The sequence below is a fragment of the Bacillus sp. MUM 116 genome (assembly GCF_001866655.1).
Taxonomy (GTDB): Bacteria; Bacillota; Bacilli; order Bacillales; family Cytobacillaceae; genus Neobacillus.
In genome coordinates, this window is record NZ_MLYR01000008.1 from 57067 (window position 1) to 79549 (window position 22483).

19 protein-coding genes, 1 pseudogene and 1 riboswitch are annotated in these 22483 nt (G+C 36.7%); of the genes and pseudogenes, 8 read left to right on the forward strand and 12 right to left on the reverse strand.

Going from position 1 to position 22483, the window contains the following annotated elements:
• Positions 1–277: 277 nt before the first annotated feature.
• Positions 278–718: a YaiI/YqxD family protein gene (locus BIV60_RS02270; protein ID WP_071354128.1), complete on the forward strand. Its 441-nt coding sequence runs from the start codon at positions 278–280 to the stop codon at positions 716–718.
• 51 nt (positions 719–769) lie between these two features.
• Here BIV60_RS02270 and BIV60_RS02275 read toward each other — a convergent pair whose 3' ends face one another.
• From BIV60_RS02275 to BIV60_RS02295, 5 genes are all read right to left on the reverse strand, one after another.
• Positions 770–2401 carry an amidohydrolase gene (locus BIV60_RS02275; protein WP_071354129.1) on the reverse strand — a complete coding sequence of 544 codons (1632 nt, stop codon included), beginning with the start codon at positions 2399–2401 and terminating at the stop codon, positions 770–772.
• Between the two features lie 39 nt (positions 2402–2440).
• Positions 2441–3787, reverse strand: a complete 1347-nt coding sequence (locus tag BIV60_RS02280; protein WP_071354130.1) for an APC family permease — start codon at positions 3785–3787, stop codon at positions 2441–2443.
• Positions 3788–3904: 117 nt separating this feature from the next.
• On the reverse strand, positions 3905–5524 hold the full coding sequence (locus BIV60_RS02285) for an amidohydrolase (protein ID WP_071354131.1): 1620 nt from the start codon (positions 5522–5524) through the stop codon (positions 3905–3907).
• A 34-nt stretch (positions 5525–5558) separates the two neighbouring features.
• Positions 5559–6902 carry an APC family permease gene (locus tag BIV60_RS02290; protein ID WP_071354132.1) on the reverse strand — a complete coding sequence of 448 codons (1344 nt, stop codon included), beginning with the start codon at positions 6900–6902 and terminating at the stop codon, positions 5559–5561.
• A 172-nt stretch (positions 6903–7074) separates the two neighbouring features.
• On the reverse strand, positions 7075–7938 hold the full coding sequence (locus BIV60_RS02295) for a MerR family transcriptional regulator (RefSeq protein WP_071354133.1): 864 nt from the start codon (positions 7936–7938) through the stop codon (positions 7075–7077).
• A gap of 219 nt (positions 7939–8157) precedes the next feature.
• Here BIV60_RS02295 and BIV60_RS02300 point away from each other — a divergent pair, with 219 nt between their 5' ends.
• Together BIV60_RS02300 and BIV60_RS02305 are read left to right on the forward strand one after the other, a co-directional pair.
• The gene (locus tag BIV60_RS02300) at positions 8158–8937 is read left to right on the forward strand and encodes a DeoR/GlpR family DNA-binding transcription regulator (RefSeq protein ID WP_071354134.1); all 780 of its coding nucleotides are present in this window, start codon (positions 8158–8160) and stop codon (positions 8935–8937) included.
• Between the two features lie 4 nt (positions 8938–8941).
• Entirely contained in the window at positions 8942–9808 is an 867-nt protein-coding gene (locus BIV60_RS02305) for a Cof-type HAD-IIB family hydrolase (protein ID WP_071354159.1), read from the forward strand.
• Positions 9809–10212: 404 nt separating this feature from the next.
• Here the strand turns inward: BIV60_RS02305 and BIV60_RS02310 are convergent, their stop codons facing one another.
• Both BIV60_RS02310 and BIV60_RS02315 read right to left on the reverse strand, forming a co-directional pair.
• Complete coding sequence (locus BIV60_RS02310; RefSeq protein ID WP_083402063.1) at positions 10213–12495, reverse strand: PBP1A family penicillin-binding protein; 2283 nt, start codon at positions 12493–12495, stop codon at positions 10213–10215.
• A gap of 527 nt (positions 12496–13022) precedes the next feature.
• Positions 13023–13292 (reverse strand): DUF4279 domain-containing protein, encoded by a 270-nt coding sequence (locus BIV60_RS02315; RefSeq protein WP_083402064.1) that lies wholly within the window; start codon positions 13290–13292, stop codon positions 13023–13025.
• 505 nt (positions 13293–13797) lie between these two features.
• Between BIV60_RS02315 and BIV60_RS28095 the strand changes: the two genes are divergently transcribed.
• The 5 genes from BIV60_RS28095 (at position 13798) to BIV60_RS02340 (ending at position 17727) form a co-directional block, all read left to right on the forward strand.
• Positions 13798–14055, forward strand: coding sequence for a heterocycloanthracin/sonorensin family bacteriocin (locus BIV60_RS28095; protein WP_256218277.1), 258 nt, complete (start codon positions 13798–13800; stop codon positions 14053–14055).
• Between the two features lie 497 nt (positions 14056–14552).
• Positions 14553–14879, forward strand: coding sequence for an FTR1 family protein (locus BIV60_RS02325; RefSeq protein ID WP_071354136.1), 327 nt, complete (start codon positions 14553–14555; stop codon positions 14877–14879).
• Positions 14880–15325: 446 nt separating this feature from the next.
• Positions 15326–15613, forward strand: coding sequence for a hypothetical protein (locus BIV60_RS02330; RefSeq protein ID WP_071354137.1), 288 nt, complete (start codon positions 15326–15328; stop codon positions 15611–15613).
• A 417-nt stretch (positions 15614–16030) separates the two neighbouring features.
• Positions 16031–16492 (forward strand): MarR family winged helix-turn-helix transcriptional regulator, encoded by a 462-nt coding sequence (locus BIV60_RS02335; RefSeq protein WP_083402066.1) that lies wholly within the window; start codon positions 16031–16033, stop codon positions 16490–16492.
• Positions 16493–16500: 8 nt separating this feature from the next.
• Positions 16501–17727, forward strand: coding sequence for an MFS transporter (locus BIV60_RS02340; RefSeq protein ID WP_071354138.1), 1227 nt, complete (start codon positions 16501–16503; stop codon positions 17725–17727).
• A 404-nt stretch (positions 17728–18131) separates the two neighbouring features.
• Here BIV60_RS02340 and BIV60_RS28100 read toward each other — a convergent pair.
• The 5 genes and pseudogenes from BIV60_RS28100 to BIV60_RS02365 form a co-directional block, all read right to left on the reverse strand.
• Positions 18132–18308 (reverse strand): annotated as a pseudogene (locus BIV60_RS28100) (VanZ family protein); the annotation flags it as partial.
• Positions 18309–18344: 36 nt separating this feature from the next.
• On the reverse strand, positions 18345–19028 hold the full coding sequence (gene tenA / locus BIV60_RS02350) for a thiaminase II (protein ID WP_071354140.1): 684 nt from the start codon (positions 19026–19028) through the stop codon (positions 18345–18347).
• An 18-nt stretch (positions 19029–19046) separates the two neighbouring features.
• Positions 19047–19841, reverse strand: coding sequence for an energy-coupling factor transporter transmembrane component T family protein (locus tag BIV60_RS02355; protein ID WP_071354161.1), 795 nt, complete (start codon positions 19839–19841; stop codon positions 19047–19049).
• 18 nt (positions 19842–19859) lie between these two features.
• A complete protein-coding gene (locus BIV60_RS02360; RefSeq protein WP_071354141.1) occupies positions 19860–21311 on the reverse strand; it encodes an ABC transporter ATP-binding protein in 1452 nt (483 codons plus the stop codon).
• Between the two features lie 12 nt (positions 21312–21323).
• Positions 21324–21905, reverse strand: a complete 582-nt coding sequence (locus tag BIV60_RS02365; protein ID WP_071354142.1) for an ECF transporter S component — start codon at positions 21903–21905, stop codon at positions 21324–21326.
• 158 nt (positions 21906–22063) lie between these two features.
• A riboswitch (TPP riboswitch) is annotated at positions 22064–22165 on the reverse strand.
• Between the last annotated feature and the right edge of the window lie 318 nt (positions 22166–22483).

Sequence of the window (22483 nt, forward strand, 5' to 3'; positions counted from 1 at the left end):
TATCCTCCCCATCCTATAAATCTAGTATTGCCATGTTAGCACAACTTCAAATGAATTTGCCTAAGTTTTTTCGAATCAATATTTGTACTAAAAAAGCAAACGGCTCAGTCGTGTGCTGAGCCGTTTCTTTTTCCTATAGAGTAGCTTAAAACTAAAACTTCAGAGATTTGTTCTTATATTTCTCCTAATACTTTTTTAGGTAATATATCTTTATCGTTTGACAAAAGCTAAATCTGCCATTATCATCAACACGAACTTATTTACGGGAGAGATAAAGATGAAAATTTATGTTGATGCAGATGCTTGTCCGGTAAAAGATATTATTATCTCTGAAGGCACGACTGCTGAAATTCCTGTTATCCTTGTTACTAGCTTTTCTCATTTTTCTAATGCGGAACAACCAAAAGGAGTGGAGACCATTTATGTTGATTCCGGGGCAGATGCTGCGGATTATCGGATTATGAAGTTAGCAGAAAAAGGAGATATAATCGTTACGCAAGATTATGGTCTTGCTTCGCTAGGTTTAGCAAAAGGGTGTACGGTACTTCACCAAAATGGGTATAGTTATACAAATGAAAACATTGACCAATTATTACAAACACGATATTTGAGTGCAATGGCTCGAAAAAGCGGAAAGCGTACAAAGGGACCAAAACCATTTACATCAGAAGATAGGGAGAAATTTAGGGGGCTTTTTAAAAGGGTGATTTCACATTAAAAAAGAACCGCCCATTTCTAAGGCCCCCTAATTTCCAGGAAACTTATTAAGTTAATTTTCTATTAATGAATTTGTATGATTGAAAACAACGTTTCCATCAACAATCGTTAATTGTACCTTTGTATTTGGTATTTCTTCCTCGGGAATTTCAAAAAGATTTCGCTCCAAGACGACAATATCAGCCAGCTTCCCCACTTCCAATGTTCCTAATTCATGTTCTCTAAATGAGCCGTATGCAGATCCGATCGTATAAGCCTTTAGTGCTTCGGCAAGAGTAATCCGTTCATCCGGATGCCATACTGTTACTCCGCTGCTGTCAATTCTCGTTACGGCACGATAGATTTGTAGAAGCGGATTCAGGATATCAATGGGGAAATCGGTCCCAAATGCCAAATTCGCACCGGTTTTTTTCAATGTATTAATAGAAAATACATGCTTTTCTCGTTCAGGACCAATTCGGTCGGTATAAACACCTCGTTCAGACATCGCAAAGTGATCCGGCTGCATCGAAGCAGTAACACCCAGCTCCTTAAACCGAGGGATATCATTAGGATGAATCACCTCTACATGCTCAACGGAATGACGTGAATCCCGCTTGCCGTTAATCTTTTGTGCTTCTTCATAGGAATCGAGTGCCAAGCGAATGGCTCCATCTCCAATTGCATGAAAACGAATGCTGAAGCCTTCTTTATCTGCCTCAACGACCCATTTTTTAAACGTTTCGGGAGAGTGAGACGTCTCACCACGTGTTTCTGGTTGATCCGCATAAGGCTCTAATAAATAAGCAGTACGAGCGGTAATCACTCCATCAATAAATTGTTTCAGTCCTGACATACGGAGTTTATCCGATTGATACGTATCTCTTAATTGTTTGGCACGCTCTAAATCACCATTTAAGGCTGGCCATAAATGAAGACGTGCTGTTAATTCCCCATTATCTTCAAATTCTTTGAAAAGGTCATAATCATTAAGAATTTCCATTGCCTCTGTCGCAAATAAGTCGTGAACAGCCGTTATTCCTAAACTAGCGGCATGAACCAGGAAATTCGAGAAAAGTTCTCTCTTTTCTTCCTTTGTAAAGTCATATGCGTGGCAGATGACCGCATCCATCGCTTTTTCATATAAAAGCCCATCGGGTTCTCCATTTTCGTATTTACTGATTACACCGTAAGGAGGGTTCTCTGTATCACGATGAATATTCGCAATCTCTAACGCTTTGGAATTCACCCACGCATAATGCCCTTCTGCATGAAACATAAGTGCCGGCCGGTCTGGGAGAATCCGATCCAGAGAGAAACGAGTTGGTAATTGCTGTGTATCCCAGTACCCAGCATCCCATGCTGCGCCCATTACCCATTGATTTTCTGGATTTGCTTCGGCGAATTCCTGAATCATTTCCAGTGCTTCAGCTTCTGAACGTGCCTCGAATAAATTGACACTGTTAAGGGAAACTGCACCATCCATAGCGTGAAGGTGGAAATCATGAAATCCCGGCATAATCAATTGGTCTTTATATTGATAGACTTTTGTATTTTCACCTAAATACGATTTCATTTGCTCATCAGAACCAATTGCAATGATTTTATTGTCTTTAATCGCAATTGACGCGGGTTCAGGCTTGTCCGATAGTCCTGTAAATACAGCATTACTAGAAATTATTACATCAGCAAGTTGTTGAATCATGATCAATCAATCCTTTTAACTATATTTTTTACTCTATTATCATTGAGCCTCTTCAAATCCCAGCTTAGGAGGAGGCAGTCTAAACATTTTTGTAATATTTAAAAGGTAAATAAATCCTAACACAAGCCAAACCCCACCCAGTATAAGTGAATGAATGTCTAATTTAAACCAAAATAATCCTGTAAGCGAAGCACCGATTAACGGAAAAATAAAGTACCGAATGGTCCCAGTTAAAGATCTTTGTTTTTCTCGAATATAAAAGTGAGAAATAACAGAAAGATTCACGAAGGTAAAAGCAAAAAATGCACCAAAATTGATGAGAGATACGGCAGATGTAAGACTTAAGAAAAGTGCACTAAACGCAATGCCTCCAATAATTAAAATGTTGTAAACGGGTGTACGATACTTAGGTGAAAGATACCCAAATATTTTAGCAGGAAGTACATGTTCACGGCCCATTGCATATAAAATCCGGGATGCACTTGTCCCTGATGCAATGGCTGATGCAAAGCTTGAAACGATTCCTTCCGCAAGAATATAACTCATTAAAAAGTTTCCCCCTACCCGCATGGCAATTTCCATATAAGCTGCTTCCGGATTTTTAAATGAATGATAGTCCGGCCAGACGAGCTGTAAAAAATAGGAACCAACAATATATAATCCCCCGCCAATGAGTGTAATAAGAAAAATTGCCCTAGGTATATTCTTTTGAGGGTTTTTCGCTTCTTCAGAAAGGGTTGTTACCGCATCAAATCCTAAAAAAGAAAAGCATAAAACAGGGATCATGGACATCGTGTTCGAAAGATTTATATGTGAATCAATAAATGGAAGCGCCGAAAAGAGTGTTCCTGCTCCAAGACCATTTAGAAGACCCTTAATCGAAAACACGGTAAAAAGCGTGAATGTTCCGAACTGAAGGAACAAAATAGCTGTATTAAACTTTGCTGCTACCGTGATACCAAGTATATTTACAACTGTTATCGTCATAATAAAGACAATGATCCATACATACATAGGAATCGATGGGAAATAGGCCTTCATGGCGATTCCTAACAATAAAGAACTAATCATTGGACTAAATACATAATCCAATAATATCGCCCATCCTACAAGAAAACCAATATGAGGACTAAGGGATTTTTGGGTAAACGTATAGGCAGCACCCGCATTTGGAAAGGCCTTTACCAACTGCGCATAGCTGTAGGCAGTAAATAGCATAATGATTAACGCAACAAAGTAAGCCGTCGAAAGCATCCCGTTCGTGCTATGAACAGCTACTCCATAAGTTGAAAACAGAGTCGTTGGACACATAAAGGACAGCCCAAAAAACACAAGATATTTTAATGAAAGAGAACGCTTTAGCGTGGGCGAGCTTGTTTGATTCATAGATCATCCTCCTTACGCAGGTTCTTATTGTTTTAGGATTCGCGGATAAAGTGTATCTTTACACTTCACAATGACTGTTTTAATAGAATTTGTTCTTTTAAAAGCAACAAAACAACCTTATTTTACGAAAGTTCCAACATTTTCATAAACTACTTTTCCATCCACTATCGTTAACTGTACCTTTGTATCCGGTATTTCTTCCACCGGTAATTCAAAGAGATTTTGTTCTAGAACGACAAGATCCGCAAGTTTCCCTACTTCCAATGTACCTAATTCATGCTCCCTGAATGTTCCATAAGCTGGTCCACTAGTATAAGCTTTCAATGCTTCAGCAAGAGGGATCCGTTCCTGTGGATGCCATACCGTTTTTCCACTGCTGTCTATTCTCGATACAGCACGATAAACTTGTTGAAGCGGATTCAGGATATCAATCGGGAAATCTGTCCCAAATGCCAAGTTCGCACCGGTTTTTTTCAATGTATTTATGGCAAAAACATGCTTTTCTCGTTCATTTCCTATTCGATCGGTATACACACCTCGTTCGGACATCGCCAAGTGGTCTGGCTGCATCGAAACAGTAACGCCAAGCTTTTTGAAACGATGGATATCATCAGGATGAATCACTTCGATATGCTCAATGGAATGACGTGAATCCCGCTTGCCGTTTGCCTTTTGTGCTTCTTCATATACATCTAATGCCAGGCGAATAGCACCATTCCCAATTGCATGAAAACGTATACTAAATCCTTCTTTATCTGCCTCAACCACCCATTTTTTAATAGTCTCAGGAGGGTAAGACGTCTCCCCACGTGTACCTGGTTGGTCCGCATAAGGTTCTATTAAATAAGCAGTGCGAGCAGTAATAACGCCATCAATAAATTGTTTCAATCCTGAAATACGGAGTTTATCCGATTGATACCTATCTCGCAAATGCTTGGCATGTTCAAGATTGCCATTTAATGCTGGCCATACATGAATACGAGTTGATAGTTCCCCTTTATCTTCAAATTCTTTGAAAACATCGAGTGCATCGATTTGTTTTAAGCCATGTAAGTCATGAACAGCCGTTACCCCAAAGCTTGCTGCATGTTTCAAGAAATTAGAGAAGATTTCCTTCTTTTGTAAAGTCGAAAAATTAAATGCATGGCGAACCACTGCATCCATTGCCTTTTCATATAAAAGACCGTCGGGGTCTCCATTATTATCTTTTCCGATCATACCGTAAGAAGGGTTTTCTGTATCCCGGTTAATATTAGCAAGCTCTAATGCTTTCGTATTTACCCATGCATAATGGCCTTCGGCGTGAAACAGTAGTGCCGGACGGTCTGGAAGAATACGGTCCAATGAATGACGAGTCGGTAATTGTTGTGTATCCCAGAAACCTGCATCCCACATAAACCCAATCACCCATTGATTTTCCGGTTTTGATTCAGCAAATTTGCAGATCATTTCCAACGCTTCTTCTTCTGAACGAGCATCAAACAGATTGACACTAGTGAGGGCAACGGCCCCTTGCATAATATGAAGATGGAAATCATGGAATCCCGGCATCACTAATTGGTCTTTAAAGTTATAGATTTTCGTATTCTCACCTGCAAAGGCTTTCATTTCTTCCATGCAGCCAATCGCTACAATTATGTTATCCTTAATCGCAATCGAAGCAGGTTCGGGCTGGTCGGAAAGCCCTGTAAATACAGCATTACTTGAAATAATGATATCAGCTGGTTGTTGAAACATGATTAATCAATCCTTTCATTTCTAGCTCTATAGGCTAAGCTTCTTCAAAGGCAAGCTCGGGAGGCGGCTGTCTAAACATTTTTGTTAAGTTTAATAGATAGATAAATCCGATAAGAAGCCAAGTTCCACCTAGTATTAGTGAATGTTTATCTAATTTTATAAAAAACAAGCCAATTAGTGCTGCACCAATAAGCGGGATCACTAGATATTGAATCGTCCCTTTAAAAGATCTCTGCTTTCTTCGGAAAAAATAGTGAGCAATTACAGAAAGATTCACAAAAATGAAAGCGAACAATCCTCCAAAATTAATCAGCGATATGGCTGTTGTTAGATTTAAGAAAAGAGCACTCAAGGCAATCCCGCCAACAATTAAAATATTAATAATCGGTGTACGGTATTTCGGGGATAGATAGCCAAATACTTTTTTTGGCAGTACATTTTCCCTTCCCATCGCATACAAAATGCGAGAGGCGCTCGTTCCGGATGCAACGGCTGAAGCAAAGGTAGAAGTTAACCCCACTGCTACGAAGAAACTCATAAAAATATTTCCGCCGATATACATCGCAATTTCTAAATAACCGGATTCAGGATTTTTGAAAGACTGAAACTCCGGAAAAATGAGTTGTGCAAAATAGGAACCTGCAATAAATAAGAAGCCGCCTATAAATGTTATCAAGTAGATCGCTTTGGGCAGCGTTCTCTTAGGATTCTCCGTCTCTTCTGACAATGTTGTCACTGCATCAAAACCTAAAAAACTAAAACATAGAATAGGAATAACAGATAGAAGATTGGATGCTTTTACTTCAGGATCATAAAAAGGAACGGCTGAAAATAATGTCCCTGTTCCTTTTCCTGCAAGAAGCCCTTTAATCGACAGGATAAAAAATAGTGCAAACAATAAAAATTGAAAGAAAAGCATATACATATTAATTTTTGCTGCAAATTTAATGCCAAGGATGTTGACAATTGTGACAATGGCAACAAATAAAATAATCCAAACAAACCTTGGAACTGCTGGAAAATAAGCTTTCAATGAGATTCCGAGGATTAGGGAACTGATCATTGGACTGAACATATAATCAATAATGATGGTCCAACCAACGATAAATCCAATATGTGGACTAATTGATTTTTGCGCAAACGTATAAGCCGCTCCTGCGTTTGGAAACGCTTTAACTAATTGGGCATAGCTATAGGCTGTAAATAACATGACAACTAAAGCAATTGCATATGCAGTTGGGATCATCCCATTTGTGCTTTGTACCGCAACCCCGTATGTAGCAAAAAACGTTTTTGGAGCCATAAAAGCCAATCCGAAAAAGACGACATGTGTCAAACTAAGCGAACGTTTAAGCGTAGGTGAATTTGTATTTGCCATTAATCAAACCTCCTTGTAAATGTTATCGTGCAATATTATTTTCTAGGAAAATTCAGAAAATTAAACTTAAAAAAGCATCACTCCATCCAATATGTTTGAATTTATGATAAAGTCTCGTCTAACTCCAGAGTCAACCGCTGTCATTAAAAAAAGCCCCCAAAATGATAAAAAATCATTTCAAAGGGCCTTGAATCGGAATTTGGATTTCATAATAAGCTTCATCATATTGATCCGTCAGCGATATGTCAACCTGCATAATACGAACAGCATCACCTTTAATCACATATCCATGTGTATCGCAATAACAGAGCACCTTCTTAAGCTGGACCAGCATCTTCTCTCTTACGAGTCCTCCATAGTAGGAACATACATATAGTCCTTTTTCTAGTTTCTGTGTTGGCTGCTTAGGCTCTTCGTCCTGCACCAGAATGAATAATTGAGATTGATAGCCACCTAGTTTTTGGAAACAATAAGAGGTTTTACGAATATCATCAAAGTACTCCTTTTTGATAAAATCTCCAAATTTATTGCTTGCCAATACCGGGATGTCTCCGGTAATCATGTTCTCCAGCTCCAAAAGTCCAAGATAAAGATTTTCTTTATCCTCCCACCCTACCGGCCTTGGAAGCTGAATATATTCCCGCTCTTCAAATTGTTTAACTACGATATCCGAATTCCCGTAACTATTAGTGAAAGATTCAATATTGTTTATTCGTGTCTTCAAAATCTGATGGATATTTTGCAATTCCTTAATTTTTTCTTGTATATTTTCCATTGATTTTTGAAGAAATTGAACCGATTTTTTTACGTTACGATCTGTTAGAAATTTCCTGATTTCCTCTAAGGAAAAACCGATTCTTCTTAATTCTTTAATGGTTCCAAGAATTTCATATTGGTAAATGGAATAGTAACGATAGCCAGTATCGGGATCAGTATAATACGGCTTTAACAATCCAATTTTATCGTAATGTCGTAATGTATCTACTGTTACATTTCTTAGCTTCGCCATTTCTCCAATACTTAGCATATTTTGCATGGCATTTTCTCCTTCAACCAACTACCGGTAGTTAATAAATAGATTACAACCTTATTATACTATTTAAAAAATTTAGTATACAATCTAAGATTTGATCAAGCAGGGATAAAAAATTTTTGGGGGCCGTGCGCATTGCTTAAAAACACTTATTTACCCTTACAAATATGCAAGTGATGGTGTATAATTACTTAAAACTACTTAAATCGGAGGTGCGATTCGTTGTACCAAGAGGAAAGATTACTGTCAATCATGGATTTTCTAAAAGAGAATAACAGGGTTTCGGTTGATCAAATTTGTTCATTGTTCGCTGTTTCTAGGGATACAGCTAGAAGGGATCTTGTCAGGCTTGAAGAAGAAAAAGCGATTGTGCGTACTCGTGGCGGAGCGATTCTCCCATCTGTCCATGATGAGGTGAAAAACTATACGAAACGACTTAAAACGGTATCAGAAGAAAAAAAGAAAATCGGAAAATTGGCTGCCTTGTTAATTTATCCTAACGACAGAGTAATCTTAGATGCTTCCACTACCGTTCAAGCTTGTGCAGAACAGATCGAAAACATAGATTGTACCATCATCACCAATTCAATCAACCAGGCTGAAGTATTATCATCCAAGCCTCAAATAAATATTCAGCTTCTAGGGGGCACACTGCAAAAAGAACACCGATTTCTCTATGGTTCATCCGTAAACGAAAAACTTTCTGAATACCATGTGGATAAGGTATATATCGGAGTTGTCGGAATCTCGGAAAACGGATTAACCATCGCCCATGAAGAAGATGGCGTTGTAAAAAGAAAAATGATTCAGCAGGCAAAACAGGTAATCGTGCTGGCCGACCATACGAAGCTCGGCATTACTGATTTTTTTCGCTTTGCTGACTTACAGGATATTGATCTCTTAATTACCGATAAAACCCCTTCGAAGGAGTTTAGGAAATTGTTGAGTAAAAACAATGTGGAACTCTTGACAGCGGATATAGAAGAAGAAGGAGTTGATTAAAGTGATAAAATTAATTGCCGTGGATTTGGATGGCACATTACTTAATGAAGAAAACCGTATAAGCCAAAGGAATCTGGAAGCAATTAAATTTGCCCAATCCAATGGTGTTGAAGTAGTCATCGCCACAGGCCGGGCCCATTTTGATGTTCAAGCAATTTTTAAAAATTCCGGATTGAAAACCTGGATTATTGCTGCAAATGAGGCAACCATTCATCAACCGAATGGGGCAATATTCCACTCAGAACCAATTAATCAAGATGATGCCATTATCATTTTACGATGGCTGGAGAATGAAAACTTCTATTATGAGGTATTCAGCAATCATTCAATTTTTACCTCGCAGAATGGACGGGAGCTTCTAGCCATTGAAATGGACCGCGTTTCAAGTGCGAATCCTGATGTAAGTATTGAACAGCTGAAATATGCTGCTGAAAAGCAATATAGTCAAACAGGGTTTTCTTTTATTAAATCGTACCAAGACCTGGCGAGTAAGGAAATAGAAATCTATAACATCCTTGCATTTTCCTTTCATGAAGAGAAGCGGAAAAAAGGAAGGACACAATTTGAACATTTGGAGAATGTAACGATTGTAAGCTCTGCGAAACACAATTTTGAATTTGAACATAAGAATGCTTCAAAAGGAATTGCCTTAGAAATTCTGGCAAACAAGTTAGACATCCCCTTAACTGATACTGCCGCTGTCGGGGATAGCTTTAACGATTTATCCATGATGCAGGTTGCAGGAAAAAGTGTTGCTATGGGGAATGCCCATGAAGAAATAAAGGAACTATGTGACGAGGTTACGCTTTCAAATGTCGAAGATGGGGTTGCGCATTTGATTTATTCATTGATACCAGTCACCGCAGATTAATAACCAAGTTACTTAGACTATCATTGGCGTAACGCATTTGCGGCGTGACAATGATAGTTTGAGCATATATTTTTTTGAGAGTCCCGAATAAGGCTTAGCCGTTTTTGGGGACTCTCAACTGAAAAAACAATGCAATTCGCATAAGGAATTGCATTGTTTTTTTTTGCGGCTTATTTTTATTTGATTAGATTCGCTGATAAATCCATTGGAAGTATTGGTAGTATTGCTTTACTCATTATTGAAAAGATCAATAAGGTTTTAGCCCACAATAAACTAAAAGTAGCAGGCATCCGCTAGATACTTTCAGAAAAAAATTATAAAAATACAAAAGCAAGTGGAGAAATACGATCCGTTTTTCTTCACTTGCTTTATTTTAGAAATTATCGGACAGCCCCTTTTCCTTTTTATGAAGCTGGTTCAACCTTTGTTGCTTTATAGCTTGAGCCATCCCATTGGAGATACACACGATATTTTTGCGTGCCATTTCCTTTTCCTGATACAATCCCAACTGAGCCGCCTGGGTTGCTTTTGTCGCTCCCTAACCACCATACAGTTATATTGCTTTGACTCATTCCAATAGCAGAAGAGATTGTCTGCAGCATCTCCTGCCAATCTTGAGAATTTGAATCATAGCGTGTAACATGCTCGTTATTCTGGTTCGGAGCATCGTCAGAATTTCCTCCTTTAACGTACAGTTCATTATTCACTCTATTAACGTCACTTGGCTGCTTAAAGCTGGTTGAGTCTGTTCCAAACGCTTGCATCATGTCCTTAAACATTAGTTGCGAGATTTTGGTAGTATCTCCAAGCATATAGTTGCCTGGACCGTTATTCACATACCCAGTCCATACAGCCATCGTGTATTGTGGGGTATAACCCGCAAACCAACTATCATTTACTGCGTTGGATGGATATCCAAATTGAGCACTGGTCTTATGGTCAAAATTGGTTGTACCCGTTTTTCCAGCAACATCCAATCCTGGGACATTTGCCGTTTTTCCAGTCCCAGAGTTTACGACTGTACGTAACATATCTGTTACCATATAGGCTGTGTAATCATGCATAACACGGTTTGGCTGTGGCGTAAAGCTCACAACTTTGCCATCAGGAAAGACTACTTTTTGGACAAAATGCGGTTGATTGTATACTCCTTCATTTCCAAAAGCGCTGTAGGCCCCTGCCATTTCTAAAGGATTAACTGTATTACTTCCAATCGCGTAGGATTCGTACACTTGGTTGTTATTAAAAGGAATACCGAGGTTTTCTGCAAAATTCTTTGCCTTATCCATGCCAACCTCACGAAGAGTAAGAAGCGCAGGGATATTATAAGAATATTGTAGTGCCGTCCGTATTGACAACATCCCGTGATATTTATTATCCCAATTTGAAATAGATTGACCATTTGTATACGTTGTCGGCTGATCATTGATTTGGTGAGCAGTTGACCATTTCAAATATTCAATCGCAGGACCATAATCAAAAATCGGCTTAAACGAAGAACCTGGTTGACGTTTTATATCAATTGCAAAGTTGTTTCCTAGAAATGTTCCTTTATATTCATTTCGTCCGCTCCCTATTGCCCGGACTTCACCAGTTTTTGTATCTAAAAAAACAAATGAACCTTGAAACTTAGAATTAGGATAAGCAATGATATTATTTGTGTTCATCATTTTATCCGCATAATCCTGTGCTTTTGGATCTAAAGTGGTATAAATAGATAATCCACCCGTGCTGATGTCTACACTTTTAAGTTTTCCTTCCACTTCTTTAACAGCTGCATCAAAAAATGCTTCATAAGGAATACCTTGTTGAGTGGTTTTCGGAACAAGGCCCTCCGTTACAGGTACTTTCATCGCTTCCTGCATTTGTTTCTCTGTAATATAGCCCTGTTTATGCATGGAGCTTAACACAAGATTACGTCGATTGGTGGCAGCCTCTCTGTTCGCTGGTTTAGACGGATCGTAATTAGTTGGACTTTGTGGGAGCCCTCCCAGCATAGCAGCCTCCGGAAGCGTTAATTTATTTAAATTATTTGCATCAATTCCGTAGTAGGTTTTTGCAGCAGCGGCCACTCCATAGGCCCCATCTCCAAGGTAGATTTTGTTTAAATACATCGTTAAAATATCCTGTTTAGAATATTTTTTGTCCAATTGATACGCCAAGTACCATTCTTCTACCTTTCGCTTTATGGTTTTCTGTGGAGACAAAAAGGAGTTTTTAATTACCTGCTGTGTTATGGTACTACCGCCCTGAGAACCGAAGTGCCCGGTTAGATTCTTGAAAATTGCTATAGCGGTCCGTTTAAAATCTATACCATCATTTTTATAAAAATTTGCGTCTTCGGTAGCAATAAATGCGTGTTCCAACACTTTTGGAACTTGAGTATACGTAATTTTCGTTCGATTTTCTTTACCGTATTCATAAATGAAATTCCCATTTTTATCATAAAATTTTGTTGGTAGTGGATCTACTAGTTTTGAAGAATTTAATTTAGGCGCTTCTTTAATCATAGTAGCGAAGGTAATGGCACCTACTCCTGACGAAACAAATCCCAGCACCAAACAGGAAATTAACACTTTTTTCAACATGGATGCTTTTTTTGGCGTTTTATTACTTTCTTTTTGATTTTGTCTTATTTTTACAGCTTGTTTTCGTTCCTGACGAGAACGATACGTTTCTTCTGACATTTATCTTCTCTCCTATGTGTAAGTTACTAAAAGTTGATTTAAAAAGAAGCAGTTATCACTAACTTATCTCTGACTGATGAGAGACTGATTTTAGTCCATTACTTTTCATGTAAAATCCGTCTATAATGAATTAAATAAGTAAAAATCTAATCATCCCTTTACGTCTTTCGAAATAAGGTATTTACGCTGTTCAATCTTTTCTAGTATTTCTTGCACAACCTGTTCCTTTTTAACATCTAGCTCTATCATTATTTCCTCTCATTTAAATCCTTCTATAAAGAAGAACAAATAACAAAATCCTTCAAACTAACCCTCCCCTATTCTCCTACTCTATCTGAGGGTCTAAAGTTGAAATGAACGTCTACAAATGCTAACGGCTGAACGTTACAATTATTATTTCATAAACAAGCATTTATAGTTTTGTTCTTCATAGATATTATACATAAAAATGAGTAGAAATAATTTTTCCGTATCTTTACATATTTGAGTCAATTTCATATTATTTTATTGTAATTTTTTATAAAGGCTCAATTTTCATTATAAAAGAATGGTCTTATAATCTGGTTCAATTGTTCCTTCACACCATAGGATTCTTGATAGTCGGTACCTAATTCCCAGGCTGTTTCTTTTCGGTGTTGGACTTTAGTTGAAACACTATTAGGATTAGGTTTTCTTACAATAACATTGCCCTTTTTATATGAATTGGTCGGTTTAATCCCCAATGATTCAGTCACATTATCAATAGGAAAGTTATCACCGTGCAAGCTGAAATAAACTTTTACTTGTGTTTTATTCAAGTGCCAATTCCCCCTCCCATTTAGTATCAGTTTCTATCTTTTATATACAATTATTATATCATTCCCTGTTACACTAACCTGCCACTTTAGTTGAATACAAAAAAGCCACCAATTATGGCAGCTGGATCTTCAAGTAACGCACCCGATAGTTTAAGTGGAATACTTCACATACCCAGTCCGATACAAACAAGGGGAGTAGTCCATCTTTAGTCCAAAACCAGAATATGGATAAAAGGGTATCTTCCTTATCAAAAGCAATCTGAAAAATAATCAACCATCCTCATTTCATGATAATTTTAACGTGAAATAGGCTGTTAAATCAGTAACAGCGACCTAAAAGGAATCATATTTTGTTGAAGAGAGTACACGTAGTATTTCTTATTTGCACAAAACTAACAAAATTTCTTCGTTCAAATCTCTTGTTAGATATTAGTTTAAGCTAATTATTAAATAAACAGGGGCGGTAAAAATGAACAATTTTCAATATGAACTTCAAACTTTAGGAATGGATAATTTCCAAGTCGGTAATTTAATTCCAATCGATCCAAACCTCAATGATCCACGTCATTTTGGCGGAATGCGTTGTGGCGGCGGAATGCGTTGCGGCGGTGGAATGCGTTGTGGTGGATTTCAATGCGGGGGATTTCGTTGTGGAGGATTCCGATGTTTCGGTTGCTTCGGTTGCTTCGGCTGTGGCGGATGTGGTGGATGTGGCGGATGTTATAGCGGCTACAACGATTACAACGATTGGTACAATTACTAATTCACAAAAGAAAAAATGGATATCTTTTAAAATAAAGTGCCCATGCATAATTTGCCGCAAGGGCACTTCTTTACTGATTATCATTTTGCACAAAAAATCGTACACTAACTGATAGTGCACAATCTTAACGATTAGAAATTCCTTCACTCACTAACCTCCCGTTCAAATAAGAAATGGGATTCCCACAGCAACCCCACTGTTCAACTCAAGCACCCGTTAGTAGGAGGGAATTATTACTATCGTATAAATAAACCGTTATATTCAATGAACTCATGAAGCGCAAAAATCAGCGCTTCACCACAGAGAATGAAAATGGTATGGAAGTGTCAATACTGATACAGACCTTAATCCAGTCAACCAATTCATAGACTTATTCCTTACGCTCTCCTCTTTTTTTAACGATTGAGCAGGGTCTTCTTAAGTATTGTCATTTTTCTAATCTTGAGGAAGTTTATTTTCATGTTCTTCAAGGAGCTTTAATTGGTTTAGCATTAACGATGATCGTTGGCGTTCTCACATTTTTAGCTCAACGTCGTTTACCTCATAAAAAGATGTTAGTGTTTACCGGTGCTCTTTTAGTAATAGTTTTAGCAGTAATGGTAGGCGAAACTATTCAAGAGATGCAATTAGCAGGTTGGATGAGTACAACCACAATTAGTAATCTTTATATACCTAATTGGGGTCAAGTTTGGTTCTGTATTTTTCCAACCGTAGAAACTTTATCATTTCAAGCACTAGCAGTTATTTATGTATTAGGTTCTTATTTTGCACAACGTTATATAACAAAAAGAAAAGCAATTAAGAAAAAATTAATTGCGGCTTAAAATAAAAGCATTAGAATAAAAAATTAGAGCAACTTTAAAGCGTTGCTCTTTTTTATTTCGCACGAATCTGTTCTTTAAGTACCTGCCACGATAGTTTAAGTGAAACACTTCACAAAACAGTCTAGGAACAGTGTTCTTACTCGTACTGTTTCCTCCACAATTTGGCCTGTTTGTTGAATATGAAATAAGTCCTTGATTTGAAAAAGCCTTTGCTTTAGTTAAAAATGATTGTTTTGACGAGTTTCTTCTACTTATAAATACCTTTGTATTAGCCCCATTTTGTCATGCAACCAAATTTCATTATTGAATAAGCTTACTACCTCAAAAATTCTCAACCTTCTTATTAAAATTTAATTGAATTCTATTCATGTATTAATCAATATTCCGAATAATCATAATAAATATAGTTATTTAAGTTATTATTAAAATAGTTTAGGAGGGAACCCATGTCTAAAGCTAATAAAAAAGGTTGGTACTTTCTTGTTGCAGTAGTAGTTGCCGTCATTATTTTTATTGGTTTTTCAAACTACATTAACCGGTCAACTCTTAATGAAAGTCTAAGGCAAGCGATGAAAGATAAAGGTACAAAAATGATCTCGTATTCCCTTTATTCAAAAACTGGATCTTTAATTGGTGCAGATCTGATTTATTTAGTAAAAGGAGCAAATGGAAAACAGTATCATATAGAGGTGGACCATAATCATTTGGTCGTTTCCACAATCCAAATAAATTGAATTGCAAATGGAGCAAAATTCTTTACAATAACAACTCAGTGTAAAACACTTTATCTGTATGTATATCGAACAAGAAAAGGGCTGCCGAAGCAGCCCCTATTCTTCAACATAAGCACCCGTTAGTTTAAGTGAAAACCTTCACATTCTTTTTTTATTTTAACAAAATCTAATTCTTTAATTTGTAGGGGCGCATATCAAAAAGACGCCTTCTTACTAAAGAAAAGCGCCCGATTGTTGAAGATCAATAATTTAATTTTCAATAAAGGCACCAAATCATTTAGATAAGAAGGATCTGTCACCGTTAGTTCGAACGCTACCCCCTTCACAAAAGAGGTAAATATCGGCTCTCTTTATCTAATAAAAAAATCAATAAAAATGTTAGTAGGTGGTTGCACAATTAAAAAAGGAAGTATATAGTTGACTAGTCAACTATTAGAACGAAAGGATTTTTATAAAATGAATGATTTAAAGTTTCATGACTATTTGCAATTAGCGCGATTATTAGTGAATAAAATGAATGAGCAATTGACAAAAAATGAGCTATACCATTCGCAATGGTTAATCATCAATTATCTTTACAATTATGATTCGGCAACATTAGTGGAAATTGCGAACTATTTGCATGTCGAAAAATCAGCTATAACGAGAACGGTCAATCGATTGGAAGAACACAAATTAGTTCTTCCAGTGTCTGGTAAGGATAAAAGAGAACGAAGGATTGCACTAACGGAGAAAGGCAAAGAATCATACATTCTTGGGCGAAATATTGTGGATGAAATTGAATTGAATGCGTTAAAAAATATTTCATCAACAGAACAAGAACAATTTTTCACCACATTAAACAAAATTAAAAATAATGTACATCAACAAGGAAGGTAATCAAATACATGGACAAGCATAAACTTTGGACAAAAGACTTCCTTATCGTCTTTTTAACCAATCTTTTTATATTTTTAACATTTTATTTATTAGTAGTTATTTTTTCTGCCTACGCGATGGAAAAACTTGATGCTACGCAAAGTCAGGCTGGTTTAGCTGCAAGTATTTTCATTTTAGGTGTGTTAATAGCAAGACCTTTTGCAGGGAAATTTATTCAAAGTGTCGGTCACAAAAAAATACTCTATATCGGATTAGCCTTTAGTATTATGACGACCATACTCTACTTTGAAATTAATAATTTAATGTTATTATTATTGAATCGTTTTTTACACGGGGTTGCGTTTGGTTTAGCAGCTACTGCGACCAATACGATTGTTGTTGGCTTAATCTCATCTGAACACAGGGGAAAAGGGATCGGTTACTTTACATTGAGTAATACACTTGCTTCAGCCATTGGCCCATTTTTAGGACTTTTCATTAGTCAATATGGTGATTATCAAATGATTTTCCTCGTTTGTATAGTATTTGCCATCAGTGGTTTTATCATTACAGCCTTCTTAAAAGTCGCAACACCAGCTGTACCTCAAACAAAATCTACTTCCTCAAAAGGTTTTCATTTAAAAGACTATATTGAGATGAAAGCTGTACCGATTTCAATTGTTGTCGGTTTGATTAACTTTAGTTACTCAAGTATTCTCACATTTTTAATGGCGTATGCAAAGGATATTCAATTAGTCGATGCAGCGAGCTTCTTTTTTGTAGTATTTGCTATTAGTATTCTTGTTTCAAGACCTTTCACCGGGAAATGGTTTGATACAAAAGGTGAAAACTTTGTCATGTACCCATCCTTGCTATCTTTTGCAGTTGGCTTGATATTACTAAGCCAATCTCATAATGGATTTACTTTATTATTAGCAGGTGTCTTCATCGGTTTAGGGTTTGGAACGCTTCAATCAAGCACACAAGCCATTGCTATTAAAAGCAGTCCACACCATCGGGCTGGTTTAGCTACTTCAACCTTCTTCTTATTAGGAGATGTAGGGATGGTGACGGGACCGTATTTATTAGGGTTTTTACTACCTTTTACTGGTTATCGAGGATTGTATGTAACAATTGCTATACTTGTATTTGCCAGCATAGCTTTGTATTACTTATTACACGCAAAGAAAGTGCGCGTTGCTAACGTTAACCTAGAAATCAATGAAACCAAAAACTCAAAACGGGTGATGCTATAACAATCTAGCGAAAAAATATTTTAGATTATTTCTAGCTATAGTTTTATTTCGTTTCCTCCTATCCAACCATGGTGTAGACTGTTTAAACAAATGAATAGAAAACGAAAGAAGGACCTTAATCCAATTCATACCATTTCAAGGTCCCTTTTTGGTTCATCCAATTATAATGTGGGCTTAACTTTTTCGAATTACAAATAATCGTGAAGAGAAAATTAATATAAATATCCAACTTTATTTAAGAGTCTAATTCCATTAAATGGCCCGATTGTTGAATAAAAGCTAATGACGATTGTTCAACTAAACTGCCACGATAGTTGAAGTACAAAATTTCACAATCTTTCTTTTTGAAAAAAAGGCGACCTTCTTCTTGAAGTATCGCACCCGATAGTACAATAAGATTGGCATTAAATTTTTCCATTTGATGTTTCTTTAAATGAGGAAATACTTGACGATTTAGAATTGAAAAGTTTCCAAATTATGTACCCTAAAAATGTTCCAATTGTATTTAATATTACATCATCTATATCTGAAGAACGCCCCATAGGAATAGCAAACTCCACTGTTTCAATAAACAAAGAAAATAGAAATCCTACACAGTTGTTAGCTCAAAAGTGAGATTAAACATTCAGTATTTGATTAGATGCCGGCCATTTTTCTAAGGAGTAAGCCATTTGCCAAAATTCATACTCATACTCGCTGCTAATGATAAAATGCTTCTTCATGCGCTCGCGCCCTTCTTCTGTATCACGGGCTGCGATGTTATCAATATTGTTGATTTGTTCCTTCACTAGCATTTCAAACCATTCGCTATGGTAAGCGTCAATCCATTGTTGATAAATGCTTACTCCAGGTGTTGCGCCTTTTAACAGATGGCCAATTTCATAATAGATCCAATAGCATGGCAATAAAGCAGCAATAATATCACCTACATGACCTTCAAATGCTGCACGATACAAATGGGACGTATAAGCATAAGCACAGGGAGCCGGTTGAAATTGTTTTTTATGCTCTTCTGTAATTCCCAATTCTTTTATAAAACTTTCATGCAATGATCCTTCTGCCTTGGCTGTGTTTTGGGCATGAACAGCCATTTGCTCTGTTAGTTTAGGGTCTGTCGCCTTTGCAGCTGCTAATGCTTGTACCTTTGCAAAGTGGCTTAAATAATATGAATCTTGCATTACATAATATTTGAATTTCTCTAAAGGCAATGTTCCATCTCGTAATTCTTGAATAAACGGATGCTGAAAATTAGCTTCCCAAATCTGATTTGCTTCTTTACGTATGATTTCTGAAAATTTCATTTCCCTACTCTCCCTAATTTAAAATTGCCTAACATCTGATATGGACACATATGGATAGATTTTAGCTGCCCATACAGCTAGTAGTAAACAAGCAATTATGCTTAAAAAAAATAAGCCATCCCTTGTCGAAAAAGAATACTGATAATAATAAGTTCTTTCTTTAACAGCAGAAAATTGTTTCGCCTCCATCGCAACAGCAATACGATGCGCCTTGCGTATACTTTGAGCTAGTAATGGAATAGCATACAATTTTGTTTTATAAATAATAGCTTTTATTCCCTTTTTGCTTTCGATCCCTCTAACTTTTAATGCAAAACGAAGCGTTTGGAATTCATCTATAAGTATCGGAAGTAGGCGAAAAACAGCCATAAAGCTATAAGCAAATTTAGGACTTAACTTCATTTGCTGCATTAAAGAATAAAATAAGTCAACCGGCTTTGTTGTTAGTGTAAATAAGAAGCCCAGCATAGCAAATGTAATAGCTCTAAAGCCAACATGAATCCCGCGGTAAAAACTTTCTTCTGTTATATGAATAAGCCCCCATTTAAACCATGTTGTGTCCCCTTGGCCAAATAAAATCATCGAAGAACCAGTTGACAAAAAGATAAATAAACAAGGAATAAAAAGAATGGAGTTATATTTAAATGATAATCCTGTTAACAAATAAAAACTTAAAAGGCTAAGAACAGCTAAGTTCATTAAAATGTTTACATTATGAATGAACAAAATATAAAGATATAACAGAAGTGTTAAGCAAATTTTTAAGCTTGGATTAACCGTATGCAGCCATGTTTTCCTTTGCTGCCAATCTATTAACATGATCATCACCCTTTAAATAATTGCAATATTAAACACCTTATTATTTTCTGAGTTTGAAACAAGCCCGCCATTCTTGATTTCCCAAACTCTTGTAGCAAATTGATTAATAATCTCTTCACTATGTGTCACCATAATGATGGTGGTTCCCTCACTTCTTTTTCCTTCCAGTACTTCAAGAATGTTAATCGTATTATGCAAATCTTGCCCAAATGTCGGTTCATCTAATAAAATGATTGGTTGATTTGCAATTAAAGAGGATGCAACACTTAATCTCTTTTTTTGTCCAACAGAAAGGTGATAAGGATGCTGCTCCTTTAGATGGTAAAGATTAAACTGCTTTAGCATCTCTTCTACTTTTTTATTAATTTCTTTCTTATTTTTACATTGAAGCTTTAAAGAATAAGCCATTTCATCAAATACGGAGTTGGCCACAAATTGATGTTCTGGATTTTGGAAAACCATCATCATTGATTTAGACACAACTTTAAATTTTTTTGCATTTTCCCCCAAAACCCTATAAGTTCCTGTTGTTTTTAAAAGCTGCATAAGAGAATGCAATAAGGTACTTTTTCCTGCTCCGTTCTCTCCACGAATAGCAATACATTCACCTTTATACACGTCAGCTTTTTCAATAGCGATTGCTTCCTTTCGCCCTCGGTATCCTTTAAAATCCGATAACTGGATAATGGGTTTATCTTCCTGACTGAAAGAAGAATGCTTTATCTTTCTTTCTTTTTTATAGTCATTCCAAGCATTCGGATACCAAATTCCATATCTCTTTAGGTCTTGTTGATAATGTTTGAGTACATAGTCTTTATCCCCGTCTGCAACAACTTCTCCTTGGTCATTTAGTAAAACGATACGGTCAATATAATCAAGAACATATTGGAGCTTATGCTCAACAATGATAACAGTTCGATTTTGAGATATTTCTTGGACTGTTTCCCACACTTGTTCTGTTCCCTCTGGGTCTAACATCGCTGTTGGTTCATCTAATAGCAGTACTTTTGGATGTAACGCAAGAACAGAAGCGATTGCTAGGCGCTGCTTCATTCCTCCGGATAAATGGGCAATTTTCGTATGAATATTTTCAAGGCGCAATCCGACCTCACTCATGACTTCCTGTATACGCTGTTTCATTTCTGAATAAGGTACGTTTAAGTTTTCTAACACGAAAGCAATTTCTTCATCTACATAGGGCATACAAAATTGCGAGTCTGGGTCTTGAAATACATAGCCCCAAGAGTCTGGAAGAAGTAATTCTTTCGCTTTCAGGGGTACGTCAATTGAATGAGGGATAATGCCTGCCAACACTTGTAAAAGTGTTGACTTCCCTCCTCCTGAAGGTCCTGTAATCAACACTTTTTCACCCTCATGGAAAGAAACTGTCACGTCTTTTAAAACTAATCGATTAGAATCTGGATAAAGTAGGCGTAAATCCTTCACTTCAACTATCTTTTTCATTACTCCACCTCATTACTTATCAAGTGCATCGTAATGTTCTTGACGGTTCGTACGAAGAATAGTAGTTACCTTCGTTTCTTCTAACGCTTTTACTAAATAATAAGCGCCAACGCCTGCAATAAGAATCGTACCAATTAGCCGAGCACCTACAAAAAGAGTCAAATTCCATAGAGCTAAATCACCGATATATCCTTTGTAGGAGTCCATAATGATGGAAGCCAATCCAGAGCCAAAAGCTGCTAAACACGTCACAAACAGGCTATAACGCTTATACATAAACAATGCAAAAATAATTTCTGCAAACAAACCTTGCATGGCACCGTATAACAGAGCTTCTAACCCAAATTCTGATCCTGCCAAAAATTCTCCTGAAGCTGCTGCTATTTCAGCTAAAAACGCTACCCCGGGTTTGCGAATGATTAAAAAGGCTACCGTTGCTGCTATAAACCACATTCCGTATATAAGCTGGTCAATATGCAGCCCAATCGGTTTAACCGCGTAATATAAAGGACTCCATAATTTATAAATCAAACCAAACACAATCGAAATAACAACCGTCACTAAAACATCTGTCAAAGTTAATGATCTTTTCATGATTCCACCTCATTTTTTTATTTAGACGGGGCTTTCAAAGTAAAACTCCATCCTCCCTTCTCCATCTTTCCACCTATTATTTCCATAAAAAAGACCACTCTTCAAAGTATGAGAGTGGCCATGATACATCAATTCCTATAAGTAACCATCAATAGGCTTATCATAACAAACCACTTCCCTACGCTAGTATGAACTAGATCAGGTTCTAAGGGTCGAGATGCGAACATCCCTCTCAGCACAAGGCACCCCTAGTGGAAAGATCTTGTAAATTCAATTTTATAAATATAAATGTACAATAATTTAAAACAAATTACAACAATTTTCCGACATCTTATGGATCTAAGTATATTATATTGAAATTAATGCTCTGATTTTCTACTTTTATGAGATTTCATCTCTACAAGTTGCATTTTATTAAATAACCGGCCTACTTTTGTTGATGTTTCATCATTTAAATTTGCATTTTGTAGTCCGAATGTGATTTTATCTTCGAAATTAGTAATTTATTAATTATTCGACATATTCCGTTTTTTTCGACCCCCTCAGAAGATCTCTATGTTTCAAGATATCATTCTTTT